Here is a 26,673-nt window from a genome sequence, read left to right as displayed (position 1 = left end):
ATTTATGATATAGAGGTCTATGACTTATATAATTGAAAATTATTTCGATATTTTATTGCAATAAAAGATTAGTATCTAAATATTATATAAAAATTATTTATCGATTATGTATTGATAATATTTTGTGTTATATGCGGAAAAGATTATATGAATGAAAAAGAAAATATAGATATGATATGGATGCGTCATGCTATCGCATTAGCTGATCATGCTGAGATTATTGGAGAAATATCAGTAGGAGCTGTTTTAATTCAGGATGACAAATTTATAAGTTGCGGTTGGAATTCTTCTATTATATGCCATGATCCAAGTGCTCATGCAGAAATTATAGCATTACGCATGGGGGGGGGTGTTTTAGGTAATTATCGATTATTGGGTACTACTCTTTATGTTACTTTAGAACCGTGCATGATGTGTATCGGCGCAATAATCCATGCTCGTATTCATCGATTGGTTTGTGGTGCGAAAAACAACAAAATAGGACAATCATCATGGTTCAGAAATACACTCCATCATCCTATGAATAATCATCATGTATCTTTAACAACTGGGATATTAGAAAAGGAGTGTGCTTCTCAGTTAAATAAATTCTTTAGGCGTCGACGTCAAGTTTTGATTTCATCTCAAAAATATTAACAAAATTAGGATATACAATAGGCCTGCCCATCTATATTAAAATAATAAAGCACTACCGAATAATTATGTATTTAAATGCTTAAATAACCATATAAAAATGTTTTTTATTTCATATAAAAAATAAAAAATTACTTTTTCTTTCATCGCTACAGATATTTAACATGCTTAAATACATAGTATGTTTAATATCATATTTATAAAAAATTTCAAAAATAACTTTTAATATTGATTTATTTGTTTAATAAAGTAATTGGTATTTTCATGTATTTATTTATTTAACAATTTTAAAAAAATAGTATTTTTTTAGCACACTATTGTTGTTAATGAATTTGTAATAAATAATTATGGTTTAATTGCAATTAAGATGATCTTATATATATAATATATATGTGTATATATTATATATATTTTAGCAAGATAGGGGCTATTATGTCTATGCGTGCAAATTATGATGTTGAATTATGGGAAATAATAAAGCAAGAAATTATTAGACAAGAGGAACATATTGATTTGATAGCGTCTGAAAATTATGTGAGTTCTCAAGTCATGCAAGCACAGGGCTCGCAACTTACTAACAAATATGCCGAAGGATATCCAGGTAAACGTTATTATGGCGGTTGTGAATATGTCGATATGATTGAACAGTTAGGCATTAATCGTGCAAAAAAATTATTTTCTGCAGATTATGCAAATATACAACCGCATTCTGGCTCACAAGCTAATTTTTCTGTGTATAATGCTTTATTACAGCCCGGAGATACGATTTTAAGTATGCATTTAGATCATGGAGGACATTTAACACATGGAGCGCGGGTAAATTTTTCAGGAAAATTATATAATGCTATATTTTATGGGGTTGATGCAACTGGTCATATTAATTATGAAAAATTATATTGTTTAGCTATAAAATATCGACCTAAAATGATTGTAGGAGGTTTTTCTGCATATTCTGGTATCATAAGTTGGTCTAAAATGCGTCAAATTGCTGATGCTGTTCAAGCATACTTATTTATTGATATGGCTCATATTGCAGGATTAGTCGCAGCGGGTGTATATCCAAATCCACTCCCACATGCACATGTAGTGACCGCCACTACTCATAAAACATTAGCAGGACCTAGAGGTGGCTTAATTTTGGCTAATGGAGGTGATTCTGAGTTATATAAAAAACTAGATGCTTCTGTTTTTCCTGGTTCTCAAGGGGGGCCTTTAATGCATGTTCTTGCAGCGAAAGCAATTGCTTTTAAAGAAGCTATGGATCCATCCTTTAAGATATATCAACAAAAAGTTGTTCAAAATGCTCAGACAATGGTTAAGGAATTTGCATTACGTGAATTTAAAGTAATTTCTGGAATGACTCATAATCATTTATTTTTATTAGATTTAAGAAATAAAAATATCACTGGAAAAGCTGCTAGTACAGCTTTAGAACGAGCTAATATTATTGTTAATAAGAATACCATACCAAATGATTTTAGAAGCCCCTTTATTACTTCTGGTATACGTATTGGTACACCAGCGATAACTAGACGCGATTTTAATGAAAATGATGTGAAACAATTATCTCATTGGATTTGTGATATATTAAATCATATCAATAATGATGCAATTATTTTATCTATAAAAACTAAAGTTTTAAATGTATGTTTTCAGCATCCTATATATAATGAACGTTATAAAAAAATTAATTAAGTGATATCGTTCATGCATATATTATGTATTTTTGTGTAATAAACATTATTCTTTCAAAAGTTTAAGAAAATTTATTAACATTGTTTAGGTTATTTATTCAGATGATCGCATTTTTGGCAAAATGGCCTTGATTATCTTCATGTTACCCGCAATTATATTTCCAGACAGTAAATAATTATCAGATCCGGCAAAATCAATAATTAATCCACCTGATTCACGAATTATTAAAGCACCGCTAGCTAATGCATTTGTATTGTTAGTAGTATTTTTAAAAAAAATGGCAACACATCCATCTACTCGACCAACTGCAACGTAAGCTAAATCTAAAATAGTTGCTCCAGTGTAACGAAAATATACATGTTTATTACTACATTTATTGAGTAGATTGATAATTATATGATGTTGATTTTGATAAGAACAAGAAATTGCAATAATAGCTTCGTGTAAATTCTTAGCGGTACCTACACGAATCCGGTAACCATTAAGATGCGCTCCTTTTCCACGACAAGCACTAAATAATTCATTATGGATAGGATCGTATATTACTCCTATTTCAATTTTTCCTTTCAAGAAAATAGAGACAGATAAAGCAAAAAAAGGAAACTGTTTAATAAAATTAACGTCATTATCTATCGCTCCAATTATCCAACAAATGTTATCTTTACAATTCGTATCATAAATATTGTGATCATTCCATGTAGTAACAATGGTATGTAATGGATAAAATTTTCGAATGATCGCCGTCATGATACAGTATGCTTCTTTATTTATTTCAGAGATAAAATTATTAATATAATTTGCCTGCATATTGTTTTTATCAAACATCTCATATCGTTTAGCGATAAAGTTCCCCGCTTTTCTTATAGCTTGAATAGCAACGTTAAGTATCGGATGCATAAATTGTTCATCCAGTAATTCTCATAAATTAAAAAAAATAAAATTTAAAATATATTAAGTATTATGTGTTAGAAGAATTATCTCTTTCTAAGCAACACAGATATTGTATTACATGCACATCACGTAATACATACATATTTAAATATATAATCATTAAGAATCTTTGAATTTTTTATATTACAAAGAAATATTTATTTTAATTATAGAAATAATGTGGCGGATATATAATATATAAATATAAGTTTTCAAAACTAATTAAAATTAAGTGTTATGTATAAGCAGATTGATAAAATTACAATAATAATAAGTATATGTATATGGTATACAATCGTTTTTATTTTATTTCTTGTGATAAATAAAACGTATTACTGTTACAAAAATATTGTTTTATAAATTATTAGTTTCTAATATTATAAATAATGCTAATACTTTTAATTATTTATTGTTTTTGATTTTTTTTAACTAAAAAATTCCATTTTTTTTACAATTAATTAACTAACATTGTTTGTAGTATACAAATAACGTGAGAAATATATTTTTATTTTAATGATATGTTTAACATATGTTTTATCTATGTTTAAATTAAGTGTTAATAAAGATAAAAAATATAAAGTAGGTTATAACATTTTTTATAGTAACGATTAATAATATCATATAAAATAATGTTTTGATGCAAAATATATATATCAAACCTAAGAATAAATATATTTTAGAATATCTAATTTAATAATTTATAATTAATGGTGTTGATTATATAATTTTTATATTTTGTATATCAGAAAAATTTTTATTTCTGGAGTATGTTAGATGAAGTTACCAATATATTTTGATTATGCTGCTACTACTCCGGTAGATCCTAGAGTAGTAGAAAAAATGATGCAATATTTTACTCTAGACGGTATATTTGGTAACCCGTCTTCTCGTTCTCATTATTATGGTTGGAAAGCAGAGGAAGCGGTAGATGTAGCTCGTAGACAAATTGCTCAGTTGATAGGGGCTGAGTCATGTGAAATTATTTTTACTTCAGGGGCTACTGAATCAGTGAATTTAGCTATTAAGGGAATAGCTCAAGCTTATCGTAAAAAAGGAAAACATATTATTACCAGCATGACAGAACATAAATCAGTTTTAGATACTTGCCAATATCTTGAGAACAAAGGATTTAAAATTACTCGTATAATTCCGCAATCTAATGGTTTAATTAATATTGAACAAATCAATAATGCATTACGTGACGATACCATTTTACTATCTATTATGCATGTAAATAATGAAATTGGCATAATTCAAGATATCACAAAACTTGGTAAATTATGTCGTTTACATGATATAATATTTCATGTGGATGCAACCCAAAGCGTTGGTAAGTTACATATTGATCTATCTGTGTTACCGGTAGATTTAATGTCTTTTAATGGACATAAGCTATATGGGCCAAAAGGTATCGGTGGTTTATATGTACGGCGACATAATAGATACCCAAAAATTAATATTAATGCTCAGATACATGGCGGAGGACATGAATTTGGTATACGTTCTGGTACATTACCGGTTCATCAAATTGTTGGGATGGCTGAAGCATATCGTTTAGCACAAGAAACAATGTTAACTGAAATGATTTATTTAAAAAAAATGAGAGATCGTTTATGGCAAGGATTACAACAAATTGAAGGAGTATTGATTAATGGCGATTTAGATCATAGTATAGGTACATTATTAAATATTAGTTTTAGTCATATCGACGGAGAAACATTAATAATAGCATTAAAAGACTTTGCATTATCTTCAGGTTCTGCTTGTACCTCTGATACTTTAAACCCTTCACATGTATTACAAGCGTTAGGGAGAGATAATGAATTAGCATATAATTCAATTAGATTTTCTTTAGGGCGTTTTACAACTGAAGAAGAAATAGAGTATGCCATTCATCATATAGTAACTACTGTTATAAAGTTAAATGCAATGATACATTTATTATAACTTCTTTGATTAAATGTCTTTATTTATTTTTAAATATGAAATTTTTATGATGAGTAGTGTATTTATAAAAAATTATAATTTATTAATATAATTAGATATATAAATAATAGATAACCTCTGAAGAGTATTTTTTGTATGTTAGATTTTGATCTTTTATTGTTGTAATGTTTTTATTATTGAATACTACATATAATTAATTGTGTTTTTCGTGTTGAAATATTTTATTTAATGTTAAACTAAATATTTTATAGATATTCATTATAAATGGTGTAATGATTTTTGTATTCTATTAATATAATATCGATGGAATATACGAAAAGATGATATCATAGTATATCTTACATATATGATATGGTTATTTATTTGTTTTGTTTTTATTTTAAGTTTGATTTAATAATAAGTATTATTCACTTGTTTTTAAACAATAGTATTAATAGAAATTAATAGGAGTGTGTATGTTTTATGCGGAAAACACACTGTCAATTATAAAACCAGATGCAGTTGCTAAAAATATAATCGGACCTATAATTAGTAGGTTTGAAGCTTCTGGTCTTGTTTTGGTGGGAGCTAAAATGCTGCAATTAACATATGCGCAAGCTTCTGAATTTTATTTTGAGCATCAAAAAAAAATATTTTTTGACAGTTTAATAAATTTTATGATTTCTGGTCCAATATTTGTACAAATATTAAAGGGTAAGAATTCAATACAACGTAATAGAGAAATTATGGGAGCTACTAATCCAGCACATGCATTAGCAGGTACTATTAGATCTGATTATGGTTGTGATTGCACTCAAAATGCTATTCATGGATCAGATTCCAATCAATCTGCTGAACGTGAGATTTTTTATTTTTTTAAGACAACAAAAAATGAATATGTATAAATATTATTGTATTATTTATTATATAAAAAATGGTTTGAAAAAAATTGTTTACTAATATAGTAGTAGTACAAAATATGAATATATTGCAAGTATGCAATCATGATGATGGGATTAGATTTGTGTTAGCTTCGTTTAAATAGAATATTAATATTAATCTGATTTTTTATAAAAATATTGATCGTGCGAGATATATTTTATGTGTGTAAAAAAAGTTAATCTTCTTAATATGAACAAAGAAGAGTTATTATTTTTTTTTACTAAATTAGGTGAAAAACCTTTTCGTTCTCATCAGGTAATGCAATGGATATATCATTATTACTGTGATGATTTCTATCAGATGACAAATTTAAGTAAATCTTTAAAAATAAAATTGAATCAAATAGCTGAAATTCGTGCTCCAATAATTACAAGAGAACAATTGTCTTCAGATGGAACAATTAAGTGGGCTATGAAAATTGATGACCAACAAATTGAAACAGTTTATATTCCTGAAAATATGAGAACCACCTTGTGTATTTCGTCTCAAATTGGATGTCCTTTAGGATGTAATTTTTGTGGAACAGCACAGCAAGGTTTTAACAGAAATTTACGTGTATCAGAAATAATCGGCCAAGTTTGGAGAGCGGCAAAACTTATTTCTTTCAATAAAAAAAATAATATAACAAATAAGTTTCCTATTACTAATATAGTATTTATGGGCATGGGGGAACCGTTATTAAACATTGTTAATGTTGTATCAGCAATAAAAATTATATTAGATGATCTTGGTTTTAGATTATCGAAACGACATGTTACTCTTTCGACTGCTGGAATTGTTCCAGGTATAGAAAAACTAAAAAATATGATCGATGTACCATTAGCTATATCTTTACATGCTCCTAATGATATTATCAGAAATAAGATTATGCCAATTAATACAAAATATAATATTAATAATGTATTGGAAGCAGTGCGTGAGTATTTGAAACAAACCAAATCTAATCATGGCCGAGTAACGATAGAATATGTATTACTGAGTCATATTAATGATGAAGTTTGTCATGCGTATCAATTAGTAAAACAACTTCAAGGTATTCCGTGTAAAATTAATTTGATTCCTTGGAATCCGATTCCGAATATACAATATAAATGTAGTTCCCATATCCGTATGCATGCATTTCTTAAAGTTTTATTAAAACATAATATCACAACTATTATACGAAAAATAAGAGGAGCAGATATTAATGCTGCTTGCGGGCAATTAACAGGAGAAGTAATGAATCGCATTAATTGCAATATTATTCGTTATACTACAAATAATTCCATTGTGTCGAATACTATTAGATAATTGACACAATGGAATTATTTTAAGGTATTTATAATTTATATAATCAATAGGTTGTATCTTTATTTTAATAATAAAAATTAAAAAAATTGTAAATTTAATATAATAATTATCTGTTCATTATATATATCATAATTTTAAAATTATGGTTTCTGAAGACAATATAATTTTGTCTTTCATTTTGATATAATCAATAAATTCAAACAAATATAATTGTTTTTAACATGAGTATATGAGTATATAATACATAAAGTATTATATACTCATGCATTTATTTTTTTTAACATAAAAATATTGGAGAGAATATGAATAATATTACGGATATTTTTCGTCGAAAATCTACACGTATTTATGTTGGTAATATCCCTATTGGAAATGGCGCTCCAATTGCGGTGCAATCTATGGTAAACACTCGTACTACAAATATTTTAGAGACAGTTAAACAAATTAATGCCTTAAAAAAGGCAGGAGTGGATATTGTTCGTATATCAATACCTACTATGGATGCAGCTGAAGCTTTTAAAATAATTAAACAACAAATAACTAATGTTCCATTAGTAGCAGATATTCATTTTGATTATCGTATTGCATTGAAAGTAGCTGAGTATGGAGCCGATTGTTTGCGTATCAATCCTGGTAATATTGGAAATAATAAACGTATTCGATCTGTAGTTCATTGTGCTCAAGACAAAAATATATCTATTCGTATTGGCATAAATGCTGGGTCCCTTGAACGTGATTTACAAAAAAAATATGATGGAAATCCAACAGAACATGTTTTATTAGAATCAGCAATGAGGCATGTAGATATTTTAGATAAATTAAACTTTCATCAATTTAAAGTCAGCGTTAAATCTTCTGATGTACCAATAACAGTACAAGCATACCGTGCATTAGCGTCAAAAATAGATCAACCATTACATATAGGTCTTACTGAAGCCGGAGCTTTACGTAATGGAACAGTAAAATCTGCAATGGCTTTAGGTTTTCTATTAAGCGAGGGAATTGGGGATACTATACGTATATCATTAGCTACAGATCCTGTAGAAGAAGTGAAAGTAGCATTTGATATTTTGAGGGTTTTAAAGATTCGAGATCATGGAATTAATTTTATAGCTTGTCCGGGATGTGCGAGACAAGAATTTAATGTAATTAATGTAGTTAATGCTTTAGAGCAAAAAGTCAGTGATATTACAACACCTATGGATGTATCTATTATTGGATGTGTAGTTAATGGTCCAGGAGAAGCATTGAAATCGACAATTGGCGTTGCTGGTGCGCGTAATAAAAGTGGCGTATATGAGGATGGAATACGACAACAATCACGTTGTGATAATGTATCAATAGTTGAAGAACTGGAACGTCGTATTCGAGCTAAATCTAAATTATTAAATAAAAATAAGCGCGTTATTGTATCACATGCAATAAACAAATAATCTAAAATTAATACATGGTTAAATATGGTAAAAAATATTCGATCTATCCGAGGTATGCATGATTATTTGCCGAAAGATACATTTATATGGCAATATATAGAAAATGCACTTGTAACTATACTAGAGAGTTATGGATATAAGGAGATTAGATTTCCTATTGTTGAGAGCACAGATTTGTTTAAACGTTCTATTGGAGAAGTGACGGATGTAATTGAGAAAGAAATGTATAGTTTTAATGATCGTAACGGTGATAGTTTAACATTACGCCCGGAAGGAACATCTGGGTGTGTTCGAGCAGGTATTCAGCATGGATTGTTTTATCAACAACAAGAACAACGTTTGTGGTATCTGGGCCCAATGTTTCGTTATGAACGTCCTCAGAAAGGACGTTATAGACAATTTCATCAATTTAGTGCTGAGGCTTTTGGTCAAATAGGACCTGATATAGATGCCGAGTTAATTTTAATTACTGCTCGCTGTTGGAAAAAGTTAGGAATTGATCATCATGTATCCTTAGAATTAAATTCAATCGGTTCGTTATCGGCTAGAATAAATTACCGTAAGAAATTAATAACATTTTTAGAAAAAAATTCAAGTAATTTAGATCATAATGATTTACGCCGTTTATACTCTAATCCAATGCGAATCTTGGATACTAAAAATAGTAAAACTAAAGAATTATTAGTTCATGCTCCTATATTAAACGATTATTTAGATGATGATGCACGTGATCATTTTTCTGAGTTATGTCAGTTATTAGATCATTTAGGAGTGTCGTATACACTTAATCCATATTTAGTGCGTGGTTTAGATTATTATAACAGAACAGTTTTTGAATGGGTTACTGATAGCTTAGGTGTAAAGAAAACTATCTGCGCTGGTGGTCGTTATGATGAATTAGCGCAAGAATTAGGAGGACATGCAATACCTGCTATCGGGTTTTCCATAGGATTAGAACGTGTAATATTGTTGATGCGAGAAATTAATAATAATGTTATTTTAAATAAAAATATACGTATTGACGTATATTTAATTAGTTTGGGCCGCAATTCTCAAAAACATTCAATGCTATTATCTGAACATATTCATTCAGTATTGCCATCTATACGGTTAATAGTACATCATGGAGGAGGAAATATAAAAAAACAATTTTATTGCGCTAATAAGCATAAAACACAAATTGTATTAATCATGAATGAAAAAAACGCTTTTGAAAAAACGATTATTTTAAAAAATTTACAAACAAAAACCCAAGAAATATTAAAGCATGATGCAGTTGCTGAAAGATTGAAATTCATACTGTATAGTACACTTAATCCTATTTTTAATAGATAATGTATCACAAAGATATCTAATTTTATCAAGATTAATATCTTTGATACATAATTTATTATGTAGATACTGATGGTGTATTATCTATGTAAATAAAATTATAGAAATATTGATTAAAGATGTAAAATATTAATTGTCTATACAACACGATTGCAAGACCATAAAGTTAATTTTCGTAATCATATTACAGTTATTAATGAGATTAATACTGTCATTTCTAGTAATTATATTGCATCGTCGTTATAAATAGTTATTTAAAAAATGGGAATAATTTTATTATGATATTTAACATTGGGATTCATTTTAATGAATATATGCATCGATTATTTATGGATTATTGAATAATGTTGCCCATTATTACGTTAGTTGGACAAAAAAATGTAGGTAAATCTACCTTATTTAATAAATTAACACATACATATGATGCTTTAACATCTAATTACCCGGGATTAACACGAGACCGACAATACGGTTATTTTCAATGCAGACAATTTAAATCTATTCTTATTGACACTGGAGGTATTGATGAATTTTTTAATATAAAATCAGAAAGCATTCAGAATCATGTAGCTTATCAAACAACTCTTGCGATACAAGAATCTGATATTCTGTTATTTATAATGGATAGGCAATCTGTAGGGACGTCTATAAATTATTATTTTTTTAATTTTTTAAAAAAATTAAAAAAAAATATATTTGTTGTTATTAATAAAATAGATAGAATCCCATACCATATACACACTATGACATGGGATTATTCTTTTTTTGGTATAAAAAATATTATCTTTGTTTCTGCGATTCATGGGCATGGAATTGATAATTTGTTAAAAAATATGTCTTTATTAATTTCAAAAAATGTATTTTTTAATAAAAATAAAATCCCTGAAATTAACATAGATAAAACTGTTTATCAAAAGTACATAAATTCATTTGTTAATAAAACAGGTCCTACTATTACATTAGCTGTCGTAGGACGTCCTAATTCTGGTAAATCTACTTTCGTTAATCATGTTTTAGGAGAAAATCGTATGATTACTTGTAGTACCCCGGGAACTACTCGGAATTGTATTCATACATCTATAATATATAACGAACAACAATATACATTAATTGATACAGCAGGCATACGAAAAAGAAAAAAAATAGATAATATGGCAGAACAAATTTCTATCTTAAAAACATTTCAAATCGTCAAAATTGCACAAATTATATTATTTATGGGAGACGTAAAGTTGGGAATATCTAACCAAGATTTACATTTGTTACGATTTATTGTAGATAACAGTACAGCATTAATAATTATTATTAATAAATGGGATAAGATATCTCCAGCTTTACGCAGTAAAACCAAGGAAAAATTATACGAAAAAATAAATTTTATTAATTTCGCTCACATACACTTTATTTCAGCATTATATGGTAACGGTATTAAAAATTTATTTCAATCAATTCAGGAAACATCTCTTTGTTCTTACTCTATGAAAACTATTAATACAGCACGTTTAATCCGTATCATGCATGCAGCTACCACTGAGTATCCTCCTCCATTTTTATGCGGCAGAAGGATTAAACCCAAATACGTTCATGTTGTTAAAAACGAACCATTAACTATAATAATTCATGGTATTCATGTTAGTAAATTGCCCGATGATTATAAACGATATTTAAGAAAATATTTTTGTCGCATGTTAAATATCACGGGTATTTTATTACACATACAATTTAGAGATACCATTAATCCATTTCTTAATAAATAAGAATATTTAATATAAACATATACCAGAAGAATTGATCATAATCACAATATTCATGTGATAGGTAAATTATCAATATATTGGGTTTAAATTGTTTGTCGCTTCTATATAATTTAGCTCTAAAATATTACAAGTATGTTGTCTAATTTTATTTACTAATATAGGATTGCCATTTAAACTTTTAGTATATGACGGTATCATCTCTACAAGTTTATTTTTCCAAGAGTCACTGTTAATTTTATTATCAAACATTGTATTTAAAAGTTGTAATATTATTGCAACTACAGTGGATGCTCCCGGAGATGCGCCAAGAAGCGCCGATAAAGTACCATCACTAGAATTGATGATTTCTGTTCCAAATTGTAATATACCTCTGTTATCGCTATTTTTTTTAATGATTTGGACGCGTTGCCCTGCTTTTACTAAAGTCCAATCTGAGGGATTGACTGTTGGGTAGTATGCTCGTAGCTCGTTAATACGTTTCATATCTGACATAATTAACTGACTAATTAAATATTTGAGCAAGTCAAAATTATCTATTCCAGCTTGAAGTATCGGAATAAAATTATGTTTATTTAAAGAACGAAATAAATCTAACCATGAGCCATATTTTAAAAATTTACTGCTAAAAGTGGCAAATGGACCGAAGAGTAAAATTTTATTGCCATTTAATATTCTAGTATCTATATGAGGTACTGACATTGGCGGTGTATTAACAGATGCTTTTCCGTATACTTTAGCTAAATGTTGCACAACTATCTTTGGATTTTTTGTAACTAAAAATTGGCCTCCTACCGGAAATCCAGCATATCCGTTAACTTCTGGAATGCCAGATGTTTGTAAAAGACTAAGAGATCTTCCACCAGCTCCTATAAAGACATAATTTGTACGAATACATTTTTTTTGGTTACATTGTTGATCGATTATGTACACATTCCAAGTTGTATCATCATTATGTTTCACATATTCAACATCATGTTGTAAATACATTTTAAAATTTGTACTTTTTTTTAGTTCATTTAATAATTGTTGCGTAAGTGCTTCAAAATTAATATCTGTACCCATCTCCATACGAGTAGCTGCAATTTTTTGAGATGTACTACGCCCGTTAATAACAATGGGAATCCACTGGCGAATTTGTTGTAGATTTTCTGAATATACCATGCCGCTGAACAAGATGCTATTTTGTAGTGCTTGAAAACGTTTTTTTAAAAACCTTACATTTTCTTCACCCCATACGAAACTCATATGGGGCATGTTATTAATAAAAGAGCTCGGATGTTTAAGTGTTTTTGTTTGTACTAAGTATGCCCAGAATTGGCGTGATATTTCAAACGCTTCATTAACAGCAATGGCTTTTGAAATATCAATTGAACAATTTTTATTGTTATATTGGGTATAATTAAGCTCACAAAATGCTGCATGTCCAGTACCAGCATTATTCCATACATTAGAGCTTTCTTGTGCTGGCGTGTTAAGACGTTCATATATATGAATTCTCCAAGTCGGCTCAAGAATTTTTAAAAACATACTAAAGGTTGCACTCATAATTCCAGCACCAATTAATACTACATCTGCCGAAGATGTAATTTTAACCGACCGTTGTCGTTGAGTTATGATAGCAACATCACTCATTTTTATCATTTAATAACGTTATGTGTATCGTATTTGTTTAGTTTAATAATAAACAACAAAACTTTTAATAACAATATATATTGTTTATAAAATAACGTATCTTATTGTGTTTATTTCTGTATATTATTAAATAATGTTTGATTATATTTAAATTATTAAGATTATATATAATTAAGATTACTAAATTATATTTTCAGGTACAAATATAATTTGTATAAAAAATTTACATAAGACTATATATCGCAATCATACTGTATTTGGGATACATATAATCTCAACAAATCTGTAATTATTAATTTTTATGACTTATATTCTAAAACTTGATTAATTATATAATTCATGTTAAATATAATATATTTTAGCATACAAAATAGCTTATGTATACCTTAAGCATTTGAAATTAGAATTGTTGGTGTTAAATGTTCGTGTTGAATTTAGTTATTAGTGTCCTGTGTTTATGGTGTGTATTATTTTGGGATTATAGTAGGTTTTTAGTATTTTATAATAGTCGTGAAGGTGTGATAATGGGATTATGTTGTATTTGTAGTGATGTAATTCATGTAGCCTTTGATTGTGTTTCCTGACGCAATGTTGCGTTTTGATAAAGAGGCTTTAACTTTCGATGACGTGTTAATCGTTCCTTCTTGTTCGAGGGTGCTTCCTGCAGAGGTTGTTTTGACTAGTTTTTTGACTAGTTCTATTTCTTTAAATATTCCTGTCATATCATCAGCAATGGATACAGTAACTGAATCAGATTTAGCTATTGCTTTAGCACAAGAAGGTGGTGTAGGTTTTATTCATAAAAATATGTCGTTAGATCAACAAATTAATGAAGTACGTCGGGTTAAACGTTATGAGAGCGGAATAGTGGCCAATCCTCAGTGTGTTACTCCCGATACGACTTTATTGCGAGTAAAGGAGTTAACTGCTCGTAATGGATTTGCTGGATACCCAGTGGTGATGAATACGAATGAGTTGGTGGGAATTGTTACAAGTCGTGATGTTAGATTTGTCAGTGATTTATCAAACCTTGTTTTTTCTGTTATGACTCCCAAGGAGCGGTTAGTTACGGCTTTGGAAAAAGAAAATAGGGAAATAGTGTTACGTAAGATGCATGATAAAAGAGTAGAAAAAATTTTATTAATTGATTCTTTATTTCGTCTTAAAGGTATGATCACAGCAAAGGATTTTGAAAAGGCAGAACGTAAACCACATGCATGTAAAGATAATTATGGAAGTTTGCGTGTTGGAGCTGCCATTGGAGTGGGAAGTGATTATAAAGAACGTGTGGAGGGTTTAGTGGATGCTGGTTTAGATGTATTGCTTGTTGATTCTTCTCATGGGCATTCAGATAGGGTTTTGGATTGTATTGCAACGGTTCGAAACATGTATCCTGATTTATCTATTATAGGTGGTAATGTTGTTACGAAAGAGGGTGCATTAGCATTAGTAAAATCTGGTGTTAGCGCAGTCAAAGTTGGCATTGGACCTGGTTCAATTTGTACAACTCGCATTGTTACTGGCGTAGGAATTCCACAAATTACGGCTATTTCTAATGTAGCAGAAGCATTAAAAAAAACAAATATTCCGGTTATAGCAGATGGTGGTATTCGTTTTTCTGGAGATATTGCTAAAGCTATAGTAGCCGGTGCGCATTGTGTCATGGTTGGTTCGTTGTTAGCAGGTACAGAGGAATCGCCAGGAGATATAGAATTTTATCAGGGTAGATCTTTTAAAACTTATCGAGGTATGGGTTCTTTGGGAGCCATGAATCAAGGATCTGCTGATCGGTATTTTCAACAACAAGATGTTATGACTTTTCATAAACTAGTACCGGAAGGTATAGAAGGACGCGTTCCTTACAAAGGTAAATTAGAGACGATCATACATCAATTGATGGGTGGTTTGCGTTCTTGCATGGGTTTGACAGGTTGTTCTACTACTGAGGATTTAAGAACTCAAGCGAAGTTTGTCCGTGTAAGTTATTCTGGTATGCAGGAAAGTCATGTGCATGATGTAATTATAACAAAGGAATCACCTAATTATCGTTTAAGATGATTGATAGTTAAAAACTATATATATAAATACATTATTTATGGGGTGTAGTGAGTATGATTAGTTATTAAATATATGGTGAATTAATGAATGTTTAGTATAAATAATAAAATAAATTATAATGTGAACTGCAATGATCATCGTATTTTAGTAATAGATTTTGGATCTCAATATACTCAGTTGTTATTAAGAATAATTCGTGAATTAGGGGTGTATTCTGAATTATGTTCTTGGAATATTAGTGAATCTCAGTTATATGCATTTAATCCTAATGGTATTATTCTTTCTGGAGGTCCTCATAGTGTTATCGATAGTCATCCGCCGTGTATTCCTAAATTTGTCTTTCAATTAGGCATCCCTATATTTGGAATTTGTTATGGTATGCAAATTATGTCTTTGCAATTAGGTGGGAAAGTGAACCATGCATTTACGCGACGTGAATTTGGTTGTGCTCAAATAACAATTCTTTCTAAAAGTGTTCTTATAAACGATATTTATGATTATGTTGATGGCGTTACAGGGCGTTTAACGCTTGATGTATGGATGAGTCATGGGGATGTTGTGACTGCTGTTCCTAAAGATTTTACTGTTATTGGTATTAATAAATATAATCAGGTTGTCATGATGGCTAATGAGGATCGCCATTTGTATGGTGTACAATTTCATCCGGAAGTTACTCATACTAAAAAAGGAAAAAATATTTTAGAACGTTTTATTATGTGTATTTGTCGTTGTAAATCTTCTTGGAAGATAGTTAATATCATCGATAAAATTGTTACGGATATTCGTGTGCAAGTGGGGAATGACAAAGTAGCTCTTGGGTTTTCAGGTGGAATTGATTCTCTTGTTACAGCTTTGTTATTACAACGTGCAATTGGCAATCAATTTATCTGTATTTTTATTGATAATGGATTATTGTTAAATTATGAGTTTGATCGAATTAAGAATTTTTGTGCTAAAAATTGTAATTTAGATATTATTCATTTATCAAAAGAAGAACGATTTTTAGATGCTTTAATTGGAATTAGTGATCCAGAGGAGAAAAGAAAAATAATTGGTAGAGTTTTTACAGAAGTTTTTGAAGAACAAATTAATAATTTAATATCTGTAAAATGGTTAGCTCAAGGTACCATATATTCAGATGTTATTGAATCTGGCGTATCTTTATCTTCTTTTAAAAATGTGATTAAATCGCATCATAATGTAGGTGGTTTTTCTGGAATCATGAATGTTCAGTTATTGGAACCTGTAAGAAGTTTATTTAAAGATGAGGTTCGTAGTATTGGTTTAGATTTAGGGTTGCCTTATGATATAGTTTATCGTTATCCATTTCCCGGTCCTGGGTTAGCTATTAGGATATTGGGTGAGGTAAAAAGAGAATATTGCGATATTTTACGTAAAGTAGATTTTATTTTTATTGAAGAACTTAAGCGCGAACACTTATATTATAAAATGAGTCAGGCTTTTGCAGTGTTTTTACCAATCCATTCAGTAGGCATACAGGGTGATCAGCGTAAATATAAATGGGTGATAGCTCTTCGTGCGGTAGAAACTACAGATTTTATGACAGCACATTGGGCGTATTTATCTTATGATTTTTTGAAACAGGTATCTAATCGTATTGTTAATGAAGTTGAGGGGGTATCTCGTGTAGTATATGATATTTCTTCTAAACCCCCAGCTACTATTGAGTGGGAATAAACATATAAATTTAAATTTTTTAGTTTTATTGATTTATGTGATTAGTAATTTAATAATTTTAATGCGATATGTGTGTTTGTAGTGATTTTGAGAATAATGCATTTATTGTATATATATATTATTGATAAAAATTGATGGCAGCGAAATCGTGTATCAAGTGTTGTACAAATTGTATTTTAGGCATCTATATATTTCAATATTTTTATTTGTGTATATATATTGTACATAATAATATATGGTGTAGTTTTTATTGAAACAAAGACAATATGTGTGTATGTAACAGTTGTTTATTATGTTCAACACAGTTTAGTATGATTTCACCATAATGGTGATTTTTTGTGTGTGGATGAATTTATTGTTTTAATTGTGAAAAATATTTCATATTTCGTATTAATGAATAAAAAATTATCCCAGAAGTTAATTGATGGTTGGTTAGGAGAGTTAAAATTAAATTTTTCTTTGCGTAAGGGGCGGAGTGTGTTAACTAAATGCAAGCATGTTGGTCCGTTTTACGTGAAAAAAAGTTTTTATGCAGCAAATGATAATACTCCACATGTATATTTATTATATCCACCTGGTGGTTTGGTTGGAGGAGATAGGTTGGTGCTTGACGTTCAGCTGGAGTCAGGTAGTCGGGCATTGTTGACAACACCTGGCGCTGCTAAATTTTATCGTAGTAATGGTATGTATGCGGCACAGAAACAAACGTTTAGATTAAAGCGTGATGCTGCTTTAGAATGGGTTCCTCAAAGCAGCATTTTTTTTCCTAAAACAAAAGTAAAAATAAATACTCATTTTATTATAGAACAGGGATCTAGAGTTATTTCTTTTGAAATGTTATGTTTTAGAAATTTATCATTCGGTATTCATGCTTATCCAGAAGAAGTGGATATTTATTTAAATATCGGTTTATCTGATTCTATTGGATTACGGGAACATTTGCTGATCAATGAATCAAATTGTATTGTAAAGTTAGGCGGATTTCAAATCAGCGCTTTGCTTTTTGCTGTTCCATCAGATAACAAAATATTGAATAAGGTGCGTAAATTAATCGCATCAGGTAATCATTTACAAGTTGGAGGTGCTACGTTGTTAGATGAGATACTTATAGTACGGTTATTAGGTAATGATAATCAGTGTTTAAAACAATTACTTCATCATATTTGGTATATTATACGTCCTTGTATAATTGGAAGAGAAGCGATAATACCTCGTATTTGGTTGACATAAGTAAGGAAAATTTATTTATGAAATTGTTACCTCGAGAAAAAGATAAATTGTTGCTTTTCACAGCAGCAATGTTAGCAGAAAAACGTCGCAATCGAGGATTGAAATTAAATTATCCGGAAGCGATAGCATTAATTAGTTCTGTAATTTTAGAGGGTGCTCGTGAGGGGAAAAATGTTGCTGAATTGATGGATATAGGAAAACATGTATTAACTAGAGATGACGTTATGACGGGAGTACCTGAAATGATTAGTAATGTACAAGTAGAGGCAACTTTTATTGATGGCACTAAATTAGTGACGATACATGATCCAATAATTTAATTAATTTATTAATAATAAGTAACAATAATATGATACCAGGTGAACTACATATTTCTCAGGGAGAAATAGAATTGAACGCTGGAAGACAACAAGTGTTAATAACTGTTATAAATTATGGAGACAGACCTATACAAATTGGTTCGCATTTTCATTTTTATGAAGTTAATACTGCTTTAAAATTTAATCGAGTTATTGCTCGTGGTTTTCGTTTGAATATTCCATCAGGAACAGCAATACGTTTTGAACCAGGACAGTCTAGGACTGTAGAACTTGTAAGATATTCAGGTTTATCTAAAATTTATGGCTTTTGTCAGGCTATTATGGGTAAATTAAATTAATTATGCATATATTATCTAGACATGATTATGCTTCTCTATTTGGACCAACTACAGGTGATTCTGTGCGATTAGCAGATACTGAATTATGGATACAGATAGAAAAAGATTTTACTGTGTATGGGGAAGAAGTAAAATTTGGGGGCGGTAAAGTTATAAGAGATGGTATGGGTCAAGGACAAATGAGTAGTAAAGATTGTGTTGATTTAGTTTTAATTAATGCAATAATTATTGATTATTGGGGGATAATAAAAGCAGATATCGGTATAAATAATGGCCGTATATCAGGTATTGGAAAAGCAGGTAACCCAGATGTACAACCAGGTGTAACAATATTCATTGGACCTGGTACAGAAATAATAGCAGCAGAAGGGAAAATTGTTACAGCTGGAGGAGTGGATGCTCATGTTCATTTTATTTGTCCTCAACAGGTAGAAGAGGGATTATGTTCTGGGATTACTACGTTTATTGGAGGAGGTACTGGTCCGACAACGGGAAGTAATGCAACTACCTGTACTCCAGGTCCTTGGTTTTTGTCTCGTATGCTACAAGCAGCGGATACTTTACCTGTTAACATTGGATTTACCGGTAAAGGTAGTGCTTCTTTACCTATAGCTTTAGAAGAGCAAATAATTGCTGGGGCGATTGGTTTAAAGGTGCATGAGGATTGGGGGGCAACGCCTGCTGCTATTGATTGTTGCTTGGATGTAGCTGATCGTTTTGATATTCAGGTTTCTATTCATACTGATACTTTAAATGAATCAGGATTTGTTGAAGATACTTTATCTGCGATCAAAGGCAGAACGGTGCACGCTTATCATACTGAAGGCGCAGGTGGTGGGCACTCTCCAGACATTATACGTATGTGTGGATTTAACAATATATTACCATCTTCTACTAATCCTACTATGCCGTATACTGTTAATACAATAGATGAACATTTGGATATGATGATGGTTTGTCATAATCTTAATGCCAACCTTCCTGAAGATATGGCATTTTCAGAATCCAGAATTCGCAGGGAGACAATTGCAGCTGAAGATGTTCTACATGATCTTGGGGCTTTATCTATGATTTCTTCTGATTCTCAAGCTATGGGACGAGTTGGAGAAGTTGTTTTGCGCACCTGGCAAACAGCTCATAAGATGAAATTACAGAGAGGGTTATTATTAGGTGATGATAAATATAATGATAACATTCGCATAAAAAGATATATTGCTAAGTATACAATTAACCCTGCAATAACTCACGGAATTTCTCATGAAGTTGGTTCTATTGAAATAGGGAAATTAGCAGATTTAATACTATGGTCTCCTGTATTTTTTGGGGTTAAACCAGAATTAATAATTAAAGGTGGTATGATTGTGTCTTCTGTTATGGGAGATCCCAATGCTTCTATACCTACCCCACAACCAGTACATTATCGATTAATGTTTGGAGCGCGAGGTAATACAAAACATGCTACACGTATGACTTTTGTATCTCAAGTTGCTTATAATTCAGAATTAATAAGTCGTTTAAAGTTGGTTAGTTTGATTGGTGAGGCACGTCAGTGTAGAGATGTTAAAAAAAATCACATGATTAATAATTCTTGGCAACCAATTATCGAGGTAGATTCTCAGACTTACCAAGTGCGTGCAAATGGAGATTTGTTAACTTGTGAACCTGCATCTGTATTACCAATGTCACAACGTTATTTTTTATTTTAACAATATGAAATATAGTGTTGTAGACGGATATATATATTGACCAGTGTTTTGTGGTTAGATGTTTTAAAATTATTAGGTTTTTGATCAGTTTGATAAGATATGATTATATATCTTTGTGGTTGTGTTGTATGACGACAGTTATAAATATAAGTTATAACGGATATATTTTTAATCTATATATCTATGTAAAGGATGAGTATTTGTGATCTGATTAAGTATTCAATGTTATATGAATATTTGCATATTTTGCTAATATAAATGCGAGATGAGATATAGATATGTATATAAAATATATATGAGTGTGTTTTTGATAAAATGTTATCTGATATTTTATTTTTAATAGGGATAGAACTAGATAATGGTTAATATGTTGAAAATGATTTAAAGCTAAAACAATATTTATAATCAGTAATTTATAAATGATTCTAAATCGTTATACTATGTACGATACTCGAAGTATTAGTTCGTTATTATCTTTAATGCAATTGATTAGTTCTAATTTTCCTGTGGGAGGATTCTCTTATTCACGAGGTTTAGAGTGGGCGGTAGAATGTAATTGGGTTAATTCTACGGAGACCTTTTTTTGTTGGCAACAACAATGGATTGATGGACCATTGGTATATTTAGAATGGCCTATGCTTAAGCGTTGTTATTATTATACTCAAATTAGAGATGGTGTAAGTTTTTTTAAATGCGCATTAAGAATATTGTCATATCGTGATACTCGAGAGTTTAGATTAGAAGAAAAACAGCGCGGGAAAGCGTTATCAAAAATAATTTTACAATGGTATCCACTTACTTATGATGAGATTTGGTTATCTGCTTTAGAACATAGTGGTCTAGCATCTATAGCGTGGTTAGGGTGTATGTGGGATATTCCATTAGAAAATTTAGCGTTAGGGTATGCTTATAATATGTTGGAATCTGCCGTAATAGCAGGAGTAAAATTAGTTCCTTTTGGACAAGGAACTGCTCAGAAATTACTAAGACATTTGATGGAGTTTCTTCCGAATGCTTGGAAGAAAGCTGATATGATAACAGACCATGAATTAGGAAGCAGTTTTCCATTGCAAGCTATAGCATCTTCTTGTCATGAAACACAATATTCTCGATTATTTAGATCCTAAAGACATTTACTTCTAATAATAATATATATAGTATTATATTGTATAATCGTTAATTTTGATTGAAGGAGTATATTGTGCTATTTAATCAATATAAACAGCCATTTCGTATAGGTGTAGGGGGTCCGGTAGGATCAGGAAAAACTGCGTTGCTCGAAGTTTTATGTAAAAGAATGAAGGATAGCTATCAACTAGCAGTAGTGACCAATGATATTTATACTAAAGAAGATCAGCGTATTTTGATAGATGCAAATGCTTTATCGGCTGATCGTATTATCGGAGTAGAAACTGGAGGATGTCCGCATACTGCAATTCGTGAAGATGCTTCTATGAATTTATTAGCTGTAGAAGAATTAATATCTACATTCAATAATTTAGATATTATTTTTATTGAAAGCGGTGGAGATAATTTGAGCGCTACTTTTAGTCCAGAATTATCAGATTTAAATTTATATGTTATTGATGTAGCTGCAGGCGATAAGATACCTCGAAAAGGTGGCCCAGGTATTACACGTTCAGATTTTTTAATAATTAATAAAGTTGATTTAGCTGAGTATGTGGGAGCATCATTAGTAATTATGACTCGAGATACAAATCATATGCGTAAAGATTTACCGTGGTCTTTTACTAATTTAAAAACGGGTCATGGCGTACAATCTGTTATTGATTTTATTTTGGCGCAACGACCATCTTTATAATAAAAGATATTATTTTATAAATAACGAATGTGTAAAATTATACATGCATGTATAGCTACTGATTTATTTTATGTTTTATATATATCTATATTTTTTATTTTAAAATATCTTGCAAACTTAGAGGAAAGCATATATTTGTAAAGATATAAGATTAATTGAGAATGTTTATGACATATATTGATGATTATGCATATATATAGTGTAGTGTTCAGTGTAATTATATATTATTATTTAATACGGTATAAACATTGTTATTGTTTTTATGATAATTCCATGCGTTTATAGAGGCGTAGATTAACCTAGCAAATAATATCGTAAAACTTATTAACAATATCCATTTAGTAACACGTATTTTTTTTTTCTTTCTTTTCATGAAAAGAACTAGCAATTTATTGAGATAGTTTGAATGTGACATTTTATACTATAATATCACAATCTTGAATAAGGTATATGTTTTTGTTAAATGATAAAATGATTATTTATTAAAAATGTATTATTATTACATAATATTTTTCGTGATAATATATGTTGCTTTGAATCTGAAAAATATTAGATTAAAATTAATAAAAGTTATTAAATTTTATTTTTAAGATGACTTATTTGTATAAGGTTAATCATGCATTATAAACGATTTTTTTGTTAAATAATTTAATTATGTTGATCATGATATAATCATGTTACACCTAGAGGCATAGGGTTCTAATAATTATTAGAATTGTATAAATATTATAATAGTAGACACTTCTATTTTTTTTGTAATAAGTTTAATTGAGGAATATTTTTACATTATTTTATTTAAGATTAAGTGTTCGTTATTATATTTATGTGTGCTGTATTTTTAAAAATTTATTTTGTGATAAACATAATGCATCATAATTATCATAATTGTATACTAATGTTGTAGTTAAAACAATTATTTATTTAAATAATAGTAATAATAAATAGAGCATGTTATATATATTTAATATTTAAATTTAATTTGTGTTGTATATAGGAGAATAAGTGATTTAATATATTTTATATAAGTTCCTATACTATCAATAAGATCTACTAATATCAATTAAATAATATCCTATATTTATTTAATAAATATAGGATATTATTTAATTGATATTAGAAAGTATAATATCTCAATTTTGGGTATTTGCTTTCATGGAGAACGAAATTGATATGAAAATAGTTGAAATTAAACATCCATTAGTACAACACAAATTGGGACTCATGCGCATGAGTGATATTAGTACTAAACGTTTTAGAGAATTATCTTCAGAATTAGGAAGTTTATTAACTTATGTAGCTACTGATGATTTAGAAACGGAGATAATAACTATCAAAGGGTGGTGTGGATTAGTTAAAATTTCACGTATTAAAGGAAAAAAAATAACGGTGGTACCAATTTTACGAGCCGGATTAGGTATGATGAATGGTGTATTAGAGCATCTTCCAAGCGCACGCATTAGCATAATTGGAATTTATCGTAACGAGATTACTCTCGAGCCAGTTCCATATTTTCATAAATTAGTGTCTAATATTAATGAACGAATGGCTATGGTATTAGACCCTATGCTAGCTACTGGTGGATCAATAATTGCTGCTATTGATTTATTGAAGCAGTTTGGATGTAACAATATAAAAGTTTTATCAATAGTAGCGGCTCCAAAAGGCATCGACGCCTTAGGGAAAAAACATCCAGATATTGAATTATATTTAGCGTCTATAGATCAAAAAATTAACAAATATGGTTATATAATACCAGGATTTGGAGATGCTGGTGATAAAACATTCGGAACTAAATAATATATGATCCTTTATAATTAAAGAATATTTATTTAAAAGTTATTTGTGAATTTTGACTTAAAAATAACAGATAAAAATAAAATTATAATAATTTGTGTATTTTTAAAATTCCTTACTGAATATATTTTATAGAGTAGATCAATGTAATTAATAATTATTAATGATATAACAAAATCGATTATTTCATATTTAATATTTCATACCAACAATATTGTTTGTATTTAGGTAACGTAATATAATTTGATCATGATCAATGGGTTTAAAATTTTTAAACACTTGTTCGATAGCACCAGTTTGGTCTATTATAAAACTAACGCGATGTATGCCATTATATGTTTTTCCCATGAATTTTTTTGCTCCCCATACCCCAAATTTTTTAGTAATTTGGTGATTTTCATCAGAAAGTAAAGTAAAATTTAACATTTCTTTTTTAGAGAATTCTAAAAGTTTTTCTGGTTTGTCGCTACTAATCCCAATGATTTCTATGCTAAATTTTTTGAATTTATTTATACTATCTCTTAATTTGCATGCTTGCATAGCGCATCCTGGTGTCATAGCTTTAGGATAGAAATAAATAAGAATTTTTTTTCCTATCAAAGAATCAAGATTAATTAAAACACCATTTTGATCGGGTAAATTAAAGTGTGGCGCTGTATCTCCAGGTTGTAGTAATATCATAGTAACAATGTCCCGTTAATGATTAATAGATCGTATGAATTAAATAATTTGCAGTTAATTTTAATACTATTTTTGATTCCTGTATAGAATATGAATAAATTATTTAACAAAAATTTTTTATGCTTATACGTGATTATATAAGAATTAGAGTTTAATTTAGGAAGCTATAAAAAACTATTTTTAAATTCTAATCATGTGTCTTCATATACCGTTAACAAAGAATAATTTACTTAATAATCAAAAATATAATGAAAATAATTTTCAGTTAATTTAAAATATTAAACGATAGTAAATGATATACATATGTATATATCAATATAATATTTAATATGATTATTTATATGATTGTATGATTTACAGATGAATCAATTCACTGAGTATTTATTGTGTAATTAAAAAAGTTACAATATGGTTCTTATGTGTAGATAATGGCATAATTGTACGTGATATTTGTTATTGTTTTATTTAATGTTTGATTTAAATAGAAATGTCTTATAGATTCTGTTTATTGGAGATAATAGTTCATGTTTACGGGAAGTATAGTAGCGTTAATTACCCCGATGGATTCACAGGGTGCTGTAGATAGAATAAGTTTAAAAAAACTTGTTGATCATCACGTAGTCAGTGGTACATCAGCTATTGTTTCTGTCGGTACAACTGGTGAGATGTCTGGTCTGACACATGAAGAACATGTTGATGTGGTTATGCGGACCTTAGAGTTTAGCGATGGTAGGTTGCCTGTTATAGCAGGCACTGGGGCGAATTCAACAGCAGAGGCTGTGTCATTAACTAATAAATTTAATGATAGTGATATAGCGGCTTGTTTGAGTGTAACTCCTTATTATAATCGTCCTAATCAAGAAGGATTATTTCAACATTTTAAAGCTATTTCAGAAAGTACAGCATTACCGCAGATACTATATAATGTTCCGATGCGTACCGGTTGTGATATATTACCAATGACTGTCTCTCGTTTATCACAAATAAAAAATATAGTTGGTATTAAAGAAGCAACAGGAAACTTAAATCGAGTAAATCAATTAAAACAGTTGGTTCATGAAGGTTTTATGCTGTTCAGCGGAGATGATTTAAGCGCATTAGATTTTATGAAACTTGGAGGTACTGGAGTAATTTCTGTTACAGCAAATATCGCAGCAAAGGACATGGCTGAGTTATGTAAATTAGCAAATGAAAACGATTTTTTACATGCACAACATATCAATCAACGCTTAATGCCTGTGCATCAAGCGTTATTTATTGATTCTAATCCTATTCCAGTAAAATGGGCTTGCAAGGAGTTGGGGTTAATATCGCATGATACGTTACGTTTACCTATGACTTCTTTATCTGAAGCGCATCGCAATGTGTTAAAGCAAGCTTTAATAGATTCTGGATTATTTTATGCGAAATCTAATTATGCATAATTATGCATATAGGGGCTACAGTGTAAATTTTT

At 29.6% G+C, this 26,673-nt stretch carries 22 protein-coding genes; 19 read left to right on the top strand and 3 right to left on the bottom strand.

Annotated features, from left to right (window positions below; genetic code table 11):
* Nucleotides 1-147 precede the first annotated feature (147 nt).
* Entirely contained in the window at nt 148-636 is a 489-nt protein-coding gene (gene tadA, locus Bamer462_RS02780; protein WP_500837591.1) for a tRNA adenosine(34) deaminase TadA, read from the top strand.
* 429 nt (nt 637-1,065) lie between these two features.
* Nucleotides 1,066-2,328 (top strand): serine hydroxymethyltransferase, encoded by a 1,263-nt coding sequence (gene glyA / locus Bamer462_RS02775; protein ID WP_500837590.1) that lies wholly within the window; start codon nt 1,066-1,068, stop codon nt 2,326-2,328.
* Between the two features lie 93 nt (nt 2,329-2,421).
* On the opposite strand, the gene Bamer462_RS02770 is transcribed toward glyA, so the two are convergent.
* Nucleotides 2,422-3,225, bottom strand: a complete 804-nt coding sequence (locus Bamer462_RS02770; RefSeq protein WP_500837589.1) for an inositol monophosphatase family protein — start codon at nt 3,223-3,225, stop codon at nt 2,422-2,424.
* Nucleotides 3,226-4,032: 807 nt separating this feature from the next.
* On the opposite strand from Bamer462_RS02770, the gene Bamer462_RS02765 reads away from it, so the two are divergent.
* The 6 genes from Bamer462_RS02765 (at nt 4,033) to der (ending at nt 11,938) form a co-directional block, all read left to right on the top strand.
* Entirely contained in the window at nt 4,033-5,205 is a 1,173-nt protein-coding gene (locus tag Bamer462_RS02765; RefSeq protein WP_500837588.1) for an IscS subfamily cysteine desulfurase, read from the top strand.
* 455 nt (nt 5,206-5,660) lie between these two features.
* On the top strand, nt 5,661-6,089 hold the full coding sequence (gene ndk, locus Bamer462_RS02760) for a nucleoside-diphosphate kinase (RefSeq protein ID WP_500837587.1): 429 nt from the start codon (nt 5,661-5,663) through the stop codon (nt 6,087-6,089).
* 196 nt (nt 6,090-6,285) lie between these two features.
* Nucleotides 6,286-7,416 carry a dual-specificity RNA methyltransferase RlmN gene (gene rlmN / locus Bamer462_RS02755; RefSeq protein ID WP_500837586.1) on the top strand — a complete coding sequence of 377 codons (1,131 nt, stop codon included), beginning with the start codon at nt 6,286-6,288 and terminating at the stop codon, nt 7,414-7,416.
* 302 nt (nt 7,417-7,718) lie between these two features.
* Nucleotides 7,719-8,849, top strand: a complete 1,131-nt coding sequence (ispG, locus tag Bamer462_RS02750; protein ID WP_500837585.1) for a flavodoxin-dependent (E)-4-hydroxy-3-methylbut-2-enyl-diphosphate synthase — start codon at nt 7,719-7,721, stop codon at nt 8,847-8,849.
* Nucleotides 8,850-8,873: 24 nt separating this feature from the next.
* Complete coding sequence (gene hisS / locus Bamer462_RS02745; RefSeq protein ID WP_500837584.1) at nt 8,874-10,184, top strand: histidine--tRNA ligase; 1,311 nt, start codon at nt 8,874-8,876, stop codon at nt 10,182-10,184.
* Between the two features lie 341 nt (nt 10,185-10,525).
* The gene (der, locus tag Bamer462_RS02740; protein WP_500837583.1) at nt 10,526-11,938 is read left to right on the top strand and encodes a ribosome biogenesis GTPase Der; all 1,413 of its coding nucleotides are present in this window, start codon (nt 10,526-10,528) and stop codon (nt 11,936-11,938) included.
* Nucleotides 11,939-12,007: 69 nt separating this feature from the next.
* On the opposite strand, the gene mqo is transcribed toward der, so the two are convergent.
* The gene (mqo, locus tag Bamer462_RS02735; RefSeq protein WP_500837582.1) at nt 12,008-13,570 is read right to left on the bottom strand and encodes a malate dehydrogenase (quinone); all 1,563 of its coding nucleotides are present in this window, start codon (nt 13,568-13,570) and stop codon (nt 12,008-12,010) included.
* A 425-nt stretch (nt 13,571-13,995) separates the two neighbouring features.
* Here mqo and Bamer462_RS02730 point away from each other — a divergent pair, with 425 nt between their 5' ends.
* The 10 genes from Bamer462_RS02730 to upp all read left to right on the top strand — a co-directional run bounded on the left by Bamer462_RS02730 (nt 13,996) and on the right by upp (nt 24,539).
* A complete protein-coding gene (locus Bamer462_RS02730) occupies nt 13,996-14,154 on the top strand; it encodes a hypothetical protein (protein ID WP_500837581.1) in 159 nt (52 codons plus the stop codon).
* Nucleotides 14,155-14,158: 4 nt separating this feature from the next.
* Nucleotides 14,159-15,628, top strand: coding sequence for an IMP dehydrogenase (gene guaB / locus Bamer462_RS02725; RefSeq protein ID WP_500837580.1), 1,470 nt, complete (start codon nt 14,159-14,161; stop codon nt 15,626-15,628).
* Nucleotides 15,629-15,748: 120 nt separating this feature from the next.
* Entirely contained in the window at nt 15,749-17,326 is a 1,578-nt protein-coding gene (gene guaA, locus Bamer462_RS02720) for a glutamine-hydrolyzing GMP synthase (RefSeq protein WP_500837579.1), read from the top strand.
* 393 nt (nt 17,327-17,719) lie between these two features.
* Entirely contained in the window at nt 17,720-18,556 is an 837-nt protein-coding gene (locus tag Bamer462_RS02715; protein ID WP_500837578.1) for an urease accessory protein UreD, read from the top strand.
* 17 nt (nt 18,557-18,573) lie between these two features.
* Nucleotides 18,574-18,876 (top strand): urease subunit gamma, encoded by a 303-nt coding sequence (locus Bamer462_RS02710; protein WP_500837577.1) that lies wholly within the window; start codon nt 18,574-18,576, stop codon nt 18,874-18,876.
* A gap of 29 nt (nt 18,877-18,905) precedes the next feature.
* Entirely contained in the window at nt 18,906-19,214 is a 309-nt protein-coding gene (locus Bamer462_RS02705) for an urease subunit beta (RefSeq protein ID WP_500837576.1), read from the top strand.
* A gap of 2 nt (nt 19,215-19,216) precedes the next feature.
* The gene (gene ureC / locus Bamer462_RS02700; protein ID WP_500837575.1) at nt 19,217-20,920 is read left to right on the top strand and encodes an urease subunit alpha; all 1,704 of its coding nucleotides are present in this window, start codon (nt 19,217-19,219) and stop codon (nt 20,918-20,920) included.
* A gap of 440 nt (nt 20,921-21,360) precedes the next feature.
* Entirely contained in the window at nt 21,361-22,047 is a 687-nt protein-coding gene (locus Bamer462_RS02695; protein ID WP_500837574.1) for an urease accessory protein UreF, read from the top strand.
* Nucleotides 22,048-22,121: 74 nt separating this feature from the next.
* Complete coding sequence (gene ureG / locus Bamer462_RS02690) at nt 22,122-22,742, top strand: urease accessory protein UreG (RefSeq protein WP_500837573.1); 621 nt, start codon at nt 22,122-22,124, stop codon at nt 22,740-22,742.
* A 1,170-nt stretch (nt 22,743-23,912) separates the two neighbouring features.
* Entirely contained in the window at nt 23,913-24,539 is a 627-nt protein-coding gene (gene upp, locus Bamer462_RS02685; protein WP_500838004.1) for a uracil phosphoribosyltransferase, read from the top strand.
* 189 nt (nt 24,540-24,728) lie between these two features.
* Here upp and bcp read toward each other — a convergent pair whose 3' ends face one another.
* The gene (gene bcp / locus Bamer462_RS02680) at nt 24,729-25,217 is read right to left on the bottom strand and encodes a thioredoxin-dependent thiol peroxidase (RefSeq protein ID WP_500837572.1); all 489 of its coding nucleotides are present in this window, start codon (nt 25,215-25,217) and stop codon (nt 24,729-24,731) included.
* A 524-nt stretch (nt 25,218-25,741) separates the two neighbouring features.
* On the opposite strand from bcp, the gene dapA reads away from it, so the two are divergent.
* Nucleotides 25,742-26,641 carry a 4-hydroxy-tetrahydrodipicolinate synthase gene (gene dapA / locus Bamer462_RS02675; RefSeq protein ID WP_500837571.1) on the top strand — a complete coding sequence of 300 codons (900 nt, stop codon included), beginning with the start codon at nt 25,742-25,744 and terminating at the stop codon, nt 26,639-26,641.
* The last annotated feature ends 32 nt before the right edge of the window (nt 26,642-26,673 follow it).

The sequence above is a fragment of the Candidatus Blochmannia americanus (nom. nud.) genome (genome assembly GCF_059934915.1).
This window is presented reverse-complemented; position numbering and strand designations above follow the sequence as displayed.